General features: G+C 73.8%; 14 protein-coding genes. 7 read left to right on the top strand and 7 right to left on the bottom strand.

Annotated features, from left to right (window positions below; translation table 11 throughout):
• From QWM81_RS22590 to lgt, 7 genes are all read left to right on the top strand, one after another.
• A partial coding sequence (locus QWM81_RS22590; RefSeq protein WP_435372424.1) for a DUF2752 domain-containing protein occupies positions 1–460 on the top strand: 460 nt, incomplete at its 5' end.
• Between the two features lie 139 nt (positions 461–599).
• Positions 600–1,409, top strand: a complete 810-nt coding sequence (gene trpC / locus QWM81_RS22585) for an indole-3-glycerol phosphate synthase TrpC (protein ID WP_290114104.1) — start codon at positions 600–602, stop codon at positions 1,407–1,409.
• A gap of 8 nt (positions 1,410–1,417) precedes the next feature.
• Positions 1,418–1,846 (top strand): tryptophan biosynthesis modulator TrpM, encoded by a 429-nt coding sequence (gene trpM / locus QWM81_RS22580; RefSeq protein ID WP_290114103.1) that lies wholly within the window; start codon positions 1,418–1,420, stop codon positions 1,844–1,846.
• Positions 1,847–1,963: 117 nt separating this feature from the next.
• A complete protein-coding gene (gene trpB / locus QWM81_RS22575; RefSeq protein WP_290114102.1) occupies positions 1,964–3,277 on the top strand; it encodes a tryptophan synthase subunit beta in 1,314 nt (437 codons plus the stop codon).
• Positions 3,274–4,089: a tryptophan synthase subunit alpha gene (trpA, locus tag QWM81_RS22570; protein WP_290114101.1), complete on the top strand. Its 816-nt coding sequence runs from the start codon at positions 3,274–3,276 to the stop codon at positions 4,087–4,089. Before trpB ends, trpA begins: the two co-directional genes overlap by 4 nt.
• A gap of 63 nt (positions 4,090–4,152) precedes the next feature.
• Positions 4,153–4,998 (top strand): DsbA family protein, encoded by an 846-nt coding sequence (locus QWM81_RS22565; protein WP_290114100.1) that lies wholly within the window; start codon positions 4,153–4,155, stop codon positions 4,996–4,998.
• A 74-nt stretch (positions 4,999–5,072) separates the two neighbouring features.
• Positions 5,073–6,104, top strand: coding sequence for a prolipoprotein diacylglyceryl transferase (gene lgt, locus QWM81_RS22560; RefSeq protein WP_290114099.1), 1,032 nt, complete (start codon positions 5,073–5,075; stop codon positions 6,102–6,104).
• An 88-nt stretch (positions 6,105–6,192) separates the two neighbouring features.
• Here lgt and QWM81_RS22555 read toward each other — a convergent pair whose 3' ends face one another.
• The 7 genes from QWM81_RS22555 to QWM81_RS22525 are packed head-to-tail and all read right to left on the bottom strand — an operon-like array spanning position 6,193 to position 13,715.
• Complete coding sequence (locus QWM81_RS22555) at positions 6,193–7,029, bottom strand: HpcH/HpaI aldolase/citrate lyase family protein (RefSeq protein ID WP_290114098.1); 837 nt, start codon at positions 7,027–7,029, stop codon at positions 6,193–6,195.
• Positions 7,026–8,225: a CaiB/BaiF CoA transferase family protein gene (locus tag QWM81_RS22550; RefSeq protein WP_290114097.1), complete on the bottom strand. Its 1,200-nt coding sequence runs from the start codon at positions 8,223–8,225 to the stop codon at positions 7,026–7,028. Before QWM81_RS22550 ends, QWM81_RS22555 begins: the two co-directional genes overlap by 4 nt.
• Positions 8,222–8,494, bottom strand: a complete 273-nt coding sequence (locus tag QWM81_RS22545; protein ID WP_290114096.1) for a carbohydrate kinase family protein — start codon at positions 8,492–8,494, stop codon at positions 8,222–8,224. Before QWM81_RS22545 ends, QWM81_RS22550 begins: the two co-directional genes overlap by 4 nt.
• Positions 8,491–10,077 carry an ADP-ribosylglycohydrolase family protein gene (locus tag QWM81_RS22540; RefSeq protein ID WP_290114095.1) on the bottom strand — a complete coding sequence of 529 codons (1,587 nt, stop codon included), beginning with the start codon at positions 10,075–10,077 and terminating at the stop codon, positions 8,491–8,493. The genes QWM81_RS22545 and QWM81_RS22540 overlap by 4 nt, the downstream gene beginning before the upstream one ends.
• On the bottom strand, positions 10,074–11,267 hold the full coding sequence (locus QWM81_RS22535; RefSeq protein ID WP_290114094.1) for an ADP-ribosylglycohydrolase family protein: 1,194 nt from the start codon (positions 11,265–11,267) through the stop codon (positions 10,074–10,076). Before QWM81_RS22535 ends, QWM81_RS22540 begins: the two co-directional genes overlap by 4 nt.
• Positions 11,176–12,687 (bottom strand): ADP-ribosylglycohydrolase family protein, encoded by a 1,512-nt coding sequence (locus QWM81_RS22530; protein WP_435372425.1) that lies wholly within the window; start codon positions 12,685–12,687, stop codon positions 11,176–11,178. Before QWM81_RS22530 ends, QWM81_RS22535 begins: the two co-directional genes overlap by 92 nt.
• On the bottom strand, positions 12,684–13,715 hold the full coding sequence (locus QWM81_RS22525; RefSeq protein ID WP_290114092.1) for an ADP-ribosylglycohydrolase family protein: 1,032 nt from the start codon (positions 13,713–13,715) through the stop codon (positions 12,684–12,686). The genes QWM81_RS22530 and QWM81_RS22525 overlap by 4 nt, the downstream gene beginning before the upstream one ends.
• Positions 13,716–13,843 lie beyond the last annotated feature (128 nt).

The raw sequence follows: 13,843 nt of genomic DNA, 5'->3' as shown, positions 1-13,843 counted from the left end.
GGCCCCGGCCCCGGCGCCGGCTTCCGCCGTGCGCGTCGCCGTGGCGCCGCCCCGGGTTCCGGTGCCGCTCGTCCGGCGGCTCGCCGCGCCGCTGGGCACGCTCGCCGCGGTCGCCGCGGCGTTCGCGTACGTCGGCACGGTCGACCCCAACGAACCCGGGCACTACCCCGTCTGTCCCTTGCTGCGCCTCACCGGGATCCTCTGCCCCGGCTGCGGCGGCCTGCGCAGCGCGCACGCCTTCATCCACGGCGACCTGACCACCGCCCTCGGCGCGAACGCGTTCGCCGTCGTCGGTTACGGCGTCTTCGCCGTGGCCATGGTGTTCTGGCTGGTACGAGCCATCCGGGGCCTGCCTGTACGGCTCACCGTCCCGCCCGTCTGGTGGTGGGCCGTGGGCGCCCTCCTGGCGGTCTTCACCGTCGTCCGAAACTTGCCGTTCGGCTCGGCGCTCGCGCCGTGAAACCCCAGGTCACCGCTGTGCGGTCGACCGGATGCGGACTCTCGGGCCCGCTGCGGATACCATCGAGGTGACTGATCCTGATCCGAGATCTTCATCAACGTCACCATCGACATCACCGTCGTGGAAGGGGGCCTCTCGCGTGAGTGTGCTCGACGAGATCATCGAAGGCGTACGCGCCGACCTCGCAGAGCGACAGGCGCGGGTCTCCCTCGACGAGCTCAAGGAGCGGGCGGCGAAGGCGCCCCAGGCCAAGGACGGCGCGGCCGCGTTGCGCGGCGACGGTGTCAAGGTCATCTGCGAGGTGAAGCGCTCCAGCCCGTCCAAGGGCGCGCTCGCCGCCATCGCGGACCCCGCCGGGCTCGCCGCGGACTACGAAGCGGGCGGCGCGGCCGTCATCTCCGTACTGACCGAACAGCGGCGCTTCGGCGGCTCCCTCGCCGACCTCGAAGCGGTGCGCGCCAAAGTCGACATCCCGGTCCTGCGCAAGGACTTCATCGTCACCGCCTACCAGCTGTGGGAGGCCAGGGCGTACGGCGCCGACCTCGCTCTGCTGATCGTCGCAGCGCTCGACCAGCCCGCCCTGGAGTCGCTGATCGAGCGGGCCGAGTCCATCGGCCTCACCCCGCTGGTCGAGGTGCACGACGAGGACGAGGTCGAGCGGGCCGTCGACGCGGGCGCCCGCGTCATCGGCGTCAACGCGCGCGACCTGAAGACCCTCAAGGTGGACCGCTCCACCTTCGAACGGGTCGCCCCCGAGATCCCCGCCGGCATCGTGAAGATCGCCGAGTCCGGTATCCGTGGCCCGCACGACCTGATCGCCTACGCCAACGCGGGCGCCGACGCCGTCCTCGTCGGCGAGTCGCTCGTCACCGGCCGCGATCCCAAGGCCGCGGTGGCCGACCTGGTCGCCGCCGGCGCCCACCCGGCCCTCCGGCACGGACGGGGCTGAACCGTCCCGTGACCGCCGCCCGCCGCACCGCCGCCGCCCCGCCGCCGTCGCACCGGACGCCCTCGCGTCCGGCGCGCTCGGCTGCGGTGTCGGCGTCCGCGACGGCGGCGTCCCCGTGCGCGGCATCCACGCCCTCCGCATCCCCGTCCTCGGCCACGCGCGCGTACCCCGGCGCGGCTCTGTCGGACGCCGCCACGCGCGCGTACACGGGCCATGCGACCGCGGCCACGCGCGCGTACGCGGCGGCTCGGCTCGGGGACGTCGCGGCGCCCCGCGACCCGTACGCCCGGCTCGCGCGCGGCTGCCGTCCGCGCGGCTGCCGGGCCCCGGCGCGGCGCGTGCACGGGCGCCGCGTCCGCTATGTCATCGGCGACGAGCCCGGCCAGGTCAACGGCATGCGATGGCGCGCGCGCACCGCGCGCCTCCGCCACCGCTGACCCACTGCCCGTCCCGATGGACGGGCCGGCGGCGGTCGATCGGTGGCGTCGGCGCATACCGTGATCACCGTCAGCCGAGACATCCGGGGGCAGCGCCCCCGTAGAGGAGCATGTCGCATGCCCAGCGAGTTCTTCATTCCCGATCCCGAGGGCCAGGTCCCCAGCGCCGAGGGCTACTTCGGTGCCTACGGCGGCAAGTTCATCCCCGAGGCGCTCGTCGCCGCGGTGGACGAGGTGGCCGTCGAGTACGACAAGGCCAAGAACGACCCCGCGTTCGCGGCCGAGCTCGACGACCTGCTGGTCCACTACACCGGCCGTCCGAGCGCGCTCACCGAAGTGCCCCGGTTCGCGCAGCACGCGGGCGGCGCCCGGGTCTTCCTCAAGCGCGAGGACCTGAACCACACCGGCTCGCACAAGATCAACAACGTGCTCGGTCAGGCCCTGCTCACCAAGCGCATGGGCAAGACCCGCGTCATCGCCGAGACCGGCGCCGGACAGCACGGCGTGGCCACCGCCACCGCCTGCGCCCTCTTCGGCCTCGAATGCACCATCTACATGGGCGAGATCGACACCCAGCGCCAGGCGCTGAACGTCGCCCGGATGCGGATGCTCGGCGCCGAGGTCGTCCCCGTGAAGTCCGGCAGCCGCACCCTGAAGGACGCCATCAACGAGGCGTTCCGCGACTGGGTGGCCAACGTCGACCACACGCACTACCTCTTCGGCACGGTCGCCGGGCCGCACCCCTTCCCCGCCATGGTCCGCGACTTCCACCGCGTCATCGGCGTCGAGGCCCGCCGCCAGATCCTCCAGCGGGCCGGCCGGCTGCCCGACGCGGCCGTCGCGTGCGTCGGCGGCGGCTCCAACGCCATCGGCCTGTTCCACGCGTTCATCCCGGACGAGACCGTACGTCTGGTCGGCTGCGAGCCCGCCGGACACGGTGTCGAGACCGGCGAGCACGCGGCCACCCTCACCGCGGGCGAGCCCGGCATCCTGCACGGCTCCCGGTCGTACGTCCTCCAGGACGACGAGGGCCAGATCACCGAGCCGTACTCCATCTCGGCCGGACTGGACTACCCGGGCATCGGCCCGGAGCACTCGTACCTCAAGGACAGCGGGCGCGGCGAGTACCGTGCGGTGACCGACGACGCGGCGATGCGGGCACTGCGCCTGCTCTCCCGTACGGAGGGCATCATCCCCGCCATCGAGTCGGCGCACGCGCTGGCCGGTGCGCTGGAGGTCGGGCGGGAGCTCGGCAAGGACGGCCTGATCGTCGTCAACCTCTCCGGCCGTGGCGACAAGGACATGGACACCGCCGCGCGCTACTTCGGCCTGTACGACACCGACGCGGCCCCGGTCGAGGCCGACGCCTCCGCCGAGGACGGCGCCGCCGAGATCCAGCGCGACACGCAGATCCAGGGGGGCACCAAGTGAGCGGCAACATCCAACTCCTCAGCGACACCCTGGAGCAGGCCAGGTCCGAGAACCGGGCCGCGCTCATCGCGTACCTCCCGGCCGGATTCCCCACCGTCGACGGCGGAATCGAGGCCATCAAGGCCGTCTTCGACGGTGGCGCCGACATCGTCGAGGTCGGCCTGCCGCACAGCGACCCGGTGCTGGACGGCCCCGTCATCCAGACCGCCGACGACATCGCGCTGCGCGGCGGCGTGAAGATCGCCGACGTGATGCGCACCGTCCGCGAGGCCCACCAGGCCACCGGCAAGCCGGTCCTGGTCATGACGTACTGGAACCCCATCGACCGGTACGGCGTCGAGCGCTTCACCGCCGAACTCGCGGAGGCCGGCGGCGCCGGATGCATCCTGCCCGACCTCCCGGTCCAGGAGTCGGCGCTGTGGCGCGAGCACGCCGAGAAGCACGGCCTCGCCACCGTCTTCGTCGTCGCGCCCAGCAGCAAGGACGAGCGGCTGGCCACCATCACGCGCGCGGGGAGCGGTTTTGTGTACGCCGCGTCCCTGATGGGCGTCACCGGCACCCGTGAGTCGGTCGGCGAGCAGGCCGCCGACCTGGTGCGCCGCACCCGCGCCACCTCCGACCTGCCGGTCTGCGTCGGCCTCGGCGTATCGAACGCCGAACAGGCCGCCGAGGTCGCCTCCTTCGCCGATGGCGTCATCGTGGGCTCCGCCTTCGTCAAGCGGATGCTCGACGCCGACGACCAGGCGGCCGGAGTGGCGGCCGTACGGGAACTGGCGGGCGAACTCGCCCGTGGGGTGAGACGGGTTTCGTAACTCGTACGGGTGGATCTGGACCGGGGAGGCGCGCGTGCGCCTCCCCGGTTCGTTGCTGTGGGCGTGAGCGACAAGAACAGTGCAGGGAAGCGGAGCGCGCGAGAACGGCTCCAGATGGAACGCGACCGGCAGAAGGCCCGCGACAAGCGCAGGCGCACGCTGATCGTCTCGGCGGCCGTCGTCGGCGTGCTCGGCCTCGCGGCGGTCGTCGGGCTCATCGCCGCCAACACCGGCGACAAGTCCGACAGCTCCGGCTCCGGACCCGTCGCCGCACCGTCGGGCGCCACCGGCGAGGAGCAGCTCGCGATCCCGGCCGGCGCCACCGACGCGCCGTCCACGCTCACCATCTGGGAGGACTTCCGCTGCCCGGCCTGCGCCCAGTTCGAGAACGCCGTCCGGGACACCATCCATGAGCTGATCGATTCCGGACAGATCAAGGCTGAGTACCGCCTGGTTACGATCATCGACGGCAACATGGGCGGAAGCGGCTCGCTCAACGCGGCCAACGCCGCGGCGTGCGCCCAGGATGCGGGCAAGTTCCTGCCGTACCACGACGTGCTGTACCAGAACCAGCCCGCGGAGACGGACGACGCCTTCGCCAGGGACGAGAAGCTCTTCGAACTGGCGGCCAAGGTGCCGGGCCTGGACACCCCCGCCTTCCGCAGCTGCGTGTCGGAAGGCAAGCACGACAGCTGGGTGAACAAGTCCAACGAGGCCTTCCTCAACGGCGACTTCCGCGGCACGCCGACCGTACTGCTCAACGGAGAATCCATCTTCCCGACCAAGGGGAAGGAGCAGATCTCCGTGGAGAACCTGAAGAAGTGGGTCGCCGAGGCCAATAAGGGCAAGAAGCCGGGGACGGCGTCACCGTCCCCCGCCGCTCCTTCGCCCTCGCCCGCGGAGCGCTGACCAGCCGCTGTTATGCACTCTTTGCCGGGCGGGTTGCCCTGCGTCCCGTCCGGCAGGGTAGCGTCGGTCCTGCCATGGACCTTGCCTACATTCCCAGCCCGTCGACCGGCGTGATCCACATCGGACCGGTCCCCCTGCGCGGCTACGCCTTCTGCATCATCATCGGTGTCTTCGTCGCCGTCTGGTACGGCAACAAGCGCTGGCTCGCCCGGGGCGGCAAAGCCGGCACCGTGGCGGACATCGCCGTATGGGCGGTGCCCTTCGGCCTCGTCGGCGGCCGGCTGTACCACGTCATCACCGACTACCAGCTGTACTTCAGCGAGGGTGAGAACTGGGTCGATGCCTTCAAGATCTGGGAGGGCGGTCTCGGCATCTGGGGCGCGATCGCGCTCGGTGCGGTCGGTGCGTGGATCGGGTGCCGGCGGCGCGGCATCCCCCTGCCGGCGTACGCGGACGCCATCGCGCCGGGTATCGCCTTCGCCCAGGCGATCGGGCGGTGGGGCAACTGGTTCAACCAGGAGCTGTACGGCAAGCCGACCGACCTGCCGTGGGCGCTGAAGATCAGCGAGGGCGCCAACCGTGAGGCGGGGCTCTACCACCCGACGTTCCTGTACGAGTCGCTGTGGTGCGTCGGCGTCGCCCTGCTGGTGATCTGGGCGGACCGCCGGTTCACGCTCGGCCACGGGCGCGCGTTCGCGCTCTACGTCGCGGCGTACTGCGCGGGGCGCGGCTGGATCGAGTACATGCGCGTCGACGAGGCCCACCATGTCCTCGGGCTCCGGCTGAACGTGTGGACCGCGATCCTGGTCTTCGTGCTTGCCGTCGCGTACATCGTGATCTCGTCGCGGATGCGGCCGGGACGCGAGGAGGTCGTGGAACCGGCGGCGCTCGCGGACGCGGCGAAGACGGCGGGCCCGGCGAAGACGGCGGATGCGGCCGACGCGCCGCCGGCCGCCGACGTCGATGACGCCGATGTCGATGACGCCGGTGCCGGTGTCGGCGCCGGCGCGACGGACTCTGTGGGTGCCGTGCGCGAGGGGGCCGCGGGCCATGCGGACGAGGCCGGTGCGAAGCCGGAGTCTGCGGAGTCTGCCGAGAAGAGCTGACCGGAGTGGCGCCTGAAGCGGCCGCCGGGACCTGGAGGTCCCGGCGGCCGCCTCTTTTCGGCGCTTTCAAGAACGCTTTTGGGCGCGTTCAGGCGCGTTCAGGCCGGTTGAGGCCCGGTCGGAGAGGGTCGGAGAGCGACAGGGTCCGCTGCGCCGCCGCGACGACCGCCGCGTCGATGAAGCGGCCGTCCGGCAGGGCCAGCGCTCCGGCGTCGGTGGCGGACGCTTTGACGATCTCTTCCGCCGCCTCGACTTCCTCGGCGGTCGGGAGGTACGCCCGCTCGATGACCGGGAGCTGGCGGGGGTGGATGGCCGCACGGCCCAGGAACCCCAGCGCCCGGCCGTGGGCGCAGGACGCGGCAAGCCCGTCGAGGTCGCGGATGTCCGCGTAGACGGACTGCGCGGGCGGCGGGAGGTTCGCGGCGCGGGCGGCCACCACGACGCGGCTGCGGGACCAGTCGAGGCCGGTGTCGTCCCGTACGCCCAGCTCGGCGCGGAGGTCCGCCTCGCCGATGGCGATGCCGTGGACGGCGGGGTGGGCGGTCGCGATGGCGTGCGCGTACTCGATGGCCAGGGCGGATTCCAGCAGCGGGTGGAGCGGGACGCCCGGGGCGAGGGCCGCGATCCGGCGAATGTCAGTGCCGTGTGTCACCTTGGGAACACGCAGAGCACCGAGGCCCGGCAGGGGGGCCAGCGATGCGATGGCTGTGGTGTCGTGCGCGCTGGGGAGGCGGACATGGACGGGTACGGACTGGGGCGAGGAGAGCAGTTCGGCCGTGGCGGCCAGGGCGTAGGCCTTGCGGTCGGGGGCGACCGCGTCCTCAAGGTCGACGACCACGACGTCGGCGCCGGACGACAGGGCCTTCTCGACCACGTCGGGGCGGTCGCCGGGGGCGTAGAGCCAGGTCAGGGGGATGGCGGTCATAGGGCGCCCTCGTCGCGCAGCGCGGTGATCTCGTGTGGCGTGAAGCCGAGTTCGGTGAGGACGGCGTCGGTGTCGGCGCCGTGCGGGCGGCCGGACCAGCGAATGGAGCCAGGGGTCTCGGAGAGGCGGAAGAGGACGTTCTGCATACGGATCGGGCCGAGTTCGGGGTCCGGGACTTCCGTGATGGTGCCCAGCGCCCGGTACTGCGGGTCGTCCATGACATCGCGGATGTCGTAGATCGGGGCGATCGCCGCCTCGGCCTTCTCGAAGGCCGCCATGGCCTCGTCCCGGGTGTGCCGGGCGATCCAGGCGCCTACCGCCTCGTCCAGTACGTCGGCGTGCTCGGCGCGGGTGGTGCCCTCGGCGAACCACGGTTCCTCGATCAGGTCCGGGCGGCCGACCAGGCGCATCACGCGCTCGGCGACGGACTGGGCGGAGGTGGAGACGGCCAGCCAGCTGCCGTCCGCGGTGAGGTAGGTGTTGCGGGGGGCGTTGTTGCGGGAGCGGTTGCCGGTGCGGGGCTGGACGTAGCCCAGCTGGTCGTACCAGAGCGGCTGCGGGCCCAGGACGGCGAGGATGGGTTCGATGATCGCCATGTCCACGACCTGGCCGCGGCCGGTGGTGGTGCGGGCGGTGAGAGCGGTCATCACGGCGTAGGCGGTGGCCAGGGCCGCGATGGAGTCGGCCAGGCCGAAGGGAGGGAGCGTGGGCGGACCGTCCGGCTCGCCGGTGATCGCGGCGAAGCCGCTCATGGCCTCGGCGAGGGTGCCGAAGCCCGGTCGGTGTGAGTACGGCCCGAACTGGCCGAAGCCGGTGACACGGGCCAGGACCAGCTGTTCGTTGACGGCGGAGAGCTCGGGCCAGCCCAGGCCCCATCGCTCCAGGGTGCCCGGGCGGAAGTTCTCGATGACCACGTCGGCGGTGGCGGCGAGGCGGAGCAGGGTGTCGTGGCCGCCGGGTGTGGACAGGTCGAGGGTGATGGTGCGCTTGTTGCGGCCGAGCAGCTTCCACCAGAGGCCCACACCGTCCTTCGCGGGGCCATGGCCACGGGACGGGTCGGGCCTGCGGGGGTGCTCGACCTTGATGACATCGGCGCCGAAGTCGCCCAGCAGGGTCGCCGCGAGCGGGCCGGCGAAGAGGGTGGCGAGGTCGAGGACACGCAGTCCTTGGAGGGGAGGAGCCTGAGGAGGTGTCATACGGAATCGGTCTCCGCGCGGTACGGCATCGAGGTCGACGCGCCGGGGCGCTGGACGGAGAGCGCCGCAGCCGCTGCTGCCCAGGCTAGGGCGTCGGGGACGGGTTCGCCCGCACCCAGCGCGACGGCCGGAGCGTCGACGAACGTCTCGGCGCCGCCGGGGATCGTACGCACCTCGTGGCCCGTGACGGTCTCACCGCGTTCGGGCGCCCGGCTCACGTGGGCGACGAGGTCCATGGTGGTGCCGCCGAGCACCGCGATAGGGGTCATGGGCGGTGTGCTTCCTGGTGCGTGAGCGTGGCGAGGGTGTCGAAGCCGATGCCGTCGAAGGTGTGGACGGAGGTGGCGAGCCGGTTCTTCAGAGGGGAGGTCCAGTGGTCCGGGATCCGGTCGGGGTGCCCGGCGAGGAGACCGGCGACGGAGCCGGCGGTGGCGCCGTTGGAGTCGGTGTCCCAGCCGCCGGACACGGCACGGCAGATGGAGAGAGCGAAGTCGCCGTCGGCGTGGGTGAGCGCGGCGGCGAGGAGGGCGGTGTTGGGGATGACGTGAACCCAGTGGTGGGCGCCGTACGCGGCGTGGAGCCGGTCGGCCACGGCGTCGAAGTCCGCGTGGGCCCGGGCCGTCGCGATGCCGAAGCGGACGGCTCGAGCCAGGCGTGAGCCGGGTGGGACGACGGTCAGCCCGGCGGCGAGCGACTGGTGCACGTCGGCGGTGCCGGACGCGGCGGTCGCGATGAGGGCGGCGGTGAACATCGCGCCGTACACGCCGTTCGCGGTGTGCGTGAGGACGGCGTCCCGGTGCGCCTGCTCGGCGGCCGCGGCCGGGTCGCCGGGGTGGGTCCAGCCGTGGACGTCGGCGCGGATCTGGGCGCCGATCCACTCGCGGAACGGGTTGCGGTGGCCGGCGGTGAGCGGGGGTTCGAGGCCGGAGAGGAGGTTGCGGTAGGCGACGCGCTCGGCGGTGAAGGTGCGGCCGGCGGGCAGTTCGTCCAGCCAGAGCCGGGCGACGTCGGCGGTGGTGAAGCCGTGGCCGTACCGCTGGAGGAGCAGCAGATTGAGAAGGGGGTAGTTGAGGTCGTCGTCCTCGGGCATGCCGTCGATGTTCTCGGCGAGCGAGGTTGCGGCGGAGCGGCGGTTCCAGGGGTGGGCGGCGGCGAGCGCCGGGGGCAGGCCCCTGGCGGTGAACCAGGTGGCCAGCGGCCAGTTCCCGGTGGCGCCGGCGAGGGCGCGGATGGCGGAGAGGGGGAGCTTCTCGACGGGCTTGCCGAGCAGGCACCCGGCGGCCCGGCCGAGCCAGGCGGCGTGCAGCCGGTCGCGGAGCCCGGGCGCCACGGCCACCGGTCCTTCCGGCGGCCAGGCACCTTCCGGAGCCGGCGCGGGCGCGGGTGCGGGGGCGGAGTGGGGTGGTCGGCCCGCTTCCGGCGCCGGGCGGAGGGGCGACGGCCGGCCCTCGCCGTGGGTGCCCGGGTTGCCGGAGGCGGTCGCAGTGCGGCTGGGGCTGGGGCTGGGGTCGCTGCTCGGTGTCGGGAGTGGCCGGCTCCGAGGGGGAGACGGAGGGAGGAGATCGGAGGGCCAGAGGGGGCAAGCGCGCTGGATCCGGGTGAGGGACGTGGGTTCGGCGGGGGACAGGGGGCTGGGCAGGGCGGCGAGTTCGTCGAGGAGGCGTTCCGCGAGGGCGCGCAGGTGCGGGGGCGCCGGAGTGGGGGACGCGCCGGCCGCCACGGGGGCCGGGGTGCCGCCCGCGGCCCGCCAGCGGGCGGCGACGGCGGAGGCGTCCCGGCCGTCCTCCGCGGCCTGGCGCAGCTCGTGGCCGATCAGGTCCTCGGGCTGGACCCAGGTGAGGCGCACGTTCACCGGAGCTCCCCGGGGCGGGGGCCCAGGGCGGCGAACGCTGACTCGTGGGCGCGGCGGCGGGCCGTGTCGCGGGCGAAGACCTCGCGGGCGACCCCGGCCAGCACCGCCGCCGGGGCGTGCAGGTCGAGACGGCTGGCCTCGGCGACCTGCTTCGTCCAGGCGGCGGGGATCGGCCCCTCGCCGTACAGCGCGCCCGCGATGGCGCCCGCCATGGTGGCGATCGAGTCGCAGTCGCGGCCGTAGTTGACGGCGCCCAGCACCGTACGGCGGTAGTCGCCCGCGCCGACCAGCAGCATCCCGAGGGCGATGGGGAGTTCCTCGATGGCGTGCAGCCGGGAGGGGCGGCGCGCGGCCAGGGAGGGGGCGCGGTAGTCGGGGCCGACCGTGTCGAAGGGGGCGACCGCCTCGCGGAGGGGGCGCAGGGCGGGCTCGAAGTTAGTGTGGCGGACGGCCACTTCGGCCACCGCCTCGATCGCCGAGCGGGTGCCGTCCTTGGCGAGCGCGAGCGCCGCCTCGACGACCGTGGCGGGCGTCGCGCCAGGACCGCACGCCGCGGCGACCGCCGCCGCGAACACACCGGCCGCCTCGCGGCCGTACGAGGACTGGTGAGCGCCGGCGACGTCGAGGGCCTCGGCGTACGCGGCGGGCGGGTTGGTGGCGTTGACCAGGCCGACGGGGGCCATGTACATCGCGGCGCCGCAGTTGACGATGTTGCCGGTGCCCGCCTCGCGCGGGTCGACATGTCCGTAATGGAGTCGGGCCACCAGCCACTTCTCGGCGAGGAAGATCCGCTGAAGGGGGAGGGCCTCGGCTTGCAGTTCGGGAATCCAGCGGGGGTGGGAGATCAGGTCCGGTACGAGGTGGTCGGCGACGGCGTACGCGTCGAGGTGGTCGCGGACCGCGGCGTACACGCGGATCAGCGCATGCGTCATGAGGGTGTCGTCGGTGACGTGCCCGTCGCCCTTGTGGTACGGGGCGATGGGGCGGGCGGTGCGCCAGGAGTCGCCGTTCCAGGGGCCGACGATGCCGGTGACGCGGCCGCCGTGGCGTTCGGCGATCTGGTCGGGGGTGTAGCCCTCGACCGCGCCGCCGAGCGCGTCACCGACGGCCGCTCCGACGAGGCTGCCGGTGATCCGGTCCTCCAGTGTGGGCGTAGGCGGCGGGGTGGAGGTGCTGGAGGTGGTCGTCATGCCGGAATTGTCCACCCAGGGTGGCGAGTTCCGTGTGTGCGAGGCGCTCGGCGAGTTCCACCAGATCCGTGCCCGCGAGGCGGGGGAGCGCGCAGCCGGCGAGGGTACGGCAGGCGTCGCGCCAGGTCGCCGGTACGCCGTCGCCGCCGCTGAGCGCGCCGGTCAGCGCGCCCGCGAGGGCCGGCGCGGAGTCGGCGACCCGGGACAGGCACGCGGCGGCCGGCACCGCCTCGGCGACCTTGCCACGGGCGGCGGTGGCGAGCGCGAGGGCGACGGGGACGGTCTCGGCGGCGGCGATGCCGTAGCTGTAGACGTGGTCGACGATCTGGTGCTCCAGGAGCGGGACGAGTGCGAAGGCGCTGTCCGCGTCCCGGGCGAGCCTGGTGGCGTGCCGGGCGTTGCGGCCGATCTCGGTGGTGGGCGGGAGCTGGTCGAGCGCGGCGTCCACGGCGTCCTCGGCCGGCGCGCCGCCGAGGGCCGCGGCGACGGCGGCGGCCATGGCGCGGGCGCCGTGGACCCCGTCGCCGTCCTGGGTGTAGCGGGCGTCGAACTCGGCGAGTTCGGCGGCGGCACGCGGGTCGCCGGGGTGGGCGACGGCGAGGACGGCCGCGCGTACGCAGGCGGCGTCGTCGAAGTAGTGCGGGTTGTCATGGCCGGTGGCCGGCGGGCGCAGTCCGGTGGCGAGGTTGCCGAGCCCGGCGCGTACGGAGATACGGGCGCGCAGGGGGAGGACGGCGGACTCGACCTCGGCGGCGCGGTCGGAGGCCGCGGCGACCTCGGCGGCGAGGGAGTTCCAGGCCAGGTCGACGGCGGCGCACATGCGACGGGCGGCGGGCAGGCCGTGGAAGAGCCCCCCGGCGGCGGTGAGCACCGTCTCGGCGGTGAACACCGCCCATTCGGCGTCGTCGGACGGGCCGAGCCGGAGTGGTTCGGGCGGCTGGTTGAGGGCGATGGGGACGGGGAGGGTGGTCGTCGCGTTCTGCTCGGCGAACGTGTCCAGCTCCCGGGTGAGACGCCGGGTCCACTCGGGCATCCGGGCGGCGCGGTGGCGGGCGGCCGGCCACCCGGCGGCGTCCCCGGCCGCGAGCCCGAGGAGCAGCCCTTCGATACGGCGGGGACCGCGTGGTGGGCGGGCCCCGCCTGCCGTAGCGGCGGACGCCTTCCCCGCCCCGCCCCTTCCCGAAACCGTGGGCAAGCCCCCGGACCCCGACGCAAGCACGGCCGCCGCCGCGCCGGGCCCGGCGACGTTGCCTGCGGCCGCGCACCCGGACTCCGAGGGAGGCGCGGGCTTCGCCGTGTCGGGGTGGTGTGCCGGGGGCGTTGTTACGTCGGTGGCGGTTGCCGTGTCCGGGGCTTGGGGGGCGTGGGGCGTGGTGGTGGGGCGGGGGTCTTCGGGGGCGTAGGGCGTCGGGGGCATCAGGTGGCCTCGGGTGTGTCGTCGTACGGGGTCAGCAGCTCCGCGATGTCCAGGACGTGGTAGCCGCGCATCGAGGGCAGGCAGCTGCCGCGTACGGGGCCGATGGCGGCCGCCCACTCCGGCGGGATGGCCGTCGCGCCCGACATCGCCCCGGCCAGGGCTCCCGCCACCGCGGCCGTCGTGTCGGCGTCGCGGCCCATGTTGACGGCCGTCAGGACCGACGTACGGAAGTCGCCGCGGGCCGCGGCGAACGCCCCGAAGGCGAGGCCCACCGCCTCCGGGGCCAGGTCCGTCCACGGATAGCCGCCGATGACCACCGCCGAGCGGACGGCGCGTTCGCGCACCAGCGGGTCGGGGTGGACGCGCTGGGCCGCGACGACCGCGCGGCGCATCGACCTGGCGGTCCACGAGTCCATGGGGACGACCGAGAGGGCGGCCGCGATGACCGAGGCGGTCCCGGCGCCCGACATCGCCGCCGCGACGCCCGCCGCGACCGCCTGGCCCCCGTAGATGCCCTCGCCCTCGTGGCTCACCGTGCCGTCGATGGCGACCAGCCGCGCCGCCTCGGCCGGGCGGCCCGCCGCGAACACCCCGAAGGGCGCCGCCCGCATGGCGAGACCGTCACTCCAGGCGTGCCGGTGCTGCGCCGAGATCGGAGCCGCCAGGCCCCGCCGGAGGTTCTCCAGGGTGCCCCGCTCGCTGAAGCCTGCCCCACGGAACGGCCCCTCGTCGAGGTCGGCGATCCAGTGGTGCCAGGCCGTCTCGACATGCGAGACGGTCAGTGCCGAACCGTGCCGGGCGAGGAGGAGCCCGGAGAAGATCGCGTACTCCGTGTCGTCCGTGCCGGCCGGCTCCTCGGCGACGAACCCCTCGATGCGGCCCCAGCGGCGGCGGATCTCGGAGGGCCGCATGTTCTCGGCGGGCGCCCCGAGCGCGTCGCCGACGGCCAGTCCCAGCAGGGCACCCCGCGCGCGGTCGAGCAGAACCGCTGTGCCGGCGGGCGGGGCGGGATCGCATGCAGTCGACTCCATCGCGTGGCCCTTTCGTGCGCACCGATCCATTCCTGGATCTGTGCCACGGAGGGCGGGCCGGATCTCGTCGGGAGGGCCGCTTCACCCGGGTGACCGTCACCCGGCGACCCCTGGTTAGTAAAGCCTGC

The sequence above is a fragment of the Streptomyces ficellus genome (assembly GCF_030406405.1).
Taxonomy (GTDB): Bacteria; Actinomycetota; Actinomycetes; order Streptomycetales; family Streptomycetaceae; genus Streptomyces; species Streptomyces ficellus_B.
This window is presented reverse-complemented; position numbering and strand designations above follow the sequence as displayed.

Coding starts and splice junctions, on each gene's coding strand:
- lgt (WP_290114099.1), top strand. CDS start 5,073: ATGGACCTTGCCTACATTCCCAGCCCGTCGACCGGCGTGATCCACATC.
- QWM81_RS22535 (WP_290114094.1), bottom strand. CDS start 11,267: ATGACGACCACCTCCAGCACCTCCACCCCGCCGCCTACGCCCACACTG.
- QWM81_RS22545 (WP_290114096.1), bottom strand. CDS start 8,494: ATGACCCCTATCGCGGTGCTCGGCGGCACCACCATGGACCTCGTCGCC.
- QWM81_RS22550 (WP_290114097.1), bottom strand. CDS start 8,225: ATGACACCTCCTCAGGCTCCTCCCCTCCAAGGACTGCGTGTCCTCGAC.
- QWM81_RS22525 (WP_290114092.1), bottom strand. CDS start 13,715: ATGGAGTCGACTGCATGCGATCCCGCCCCGCCCGCCGGCACAGCGGTT.
- trpB (WP_290114102.1), top strand. CDS start 1,964: ATGCCCAGCGAGTTCTTCATTCCCGATCCCGAGGGCCAGGTCCCCAGC.
- QWM81_RS22555 (WP_290114098.1), bottom strand. CDS start 7,029: ATGACCGCCATCCCCCTGACCTGGCTCTACGCCCCCGGCGACCGCCCC.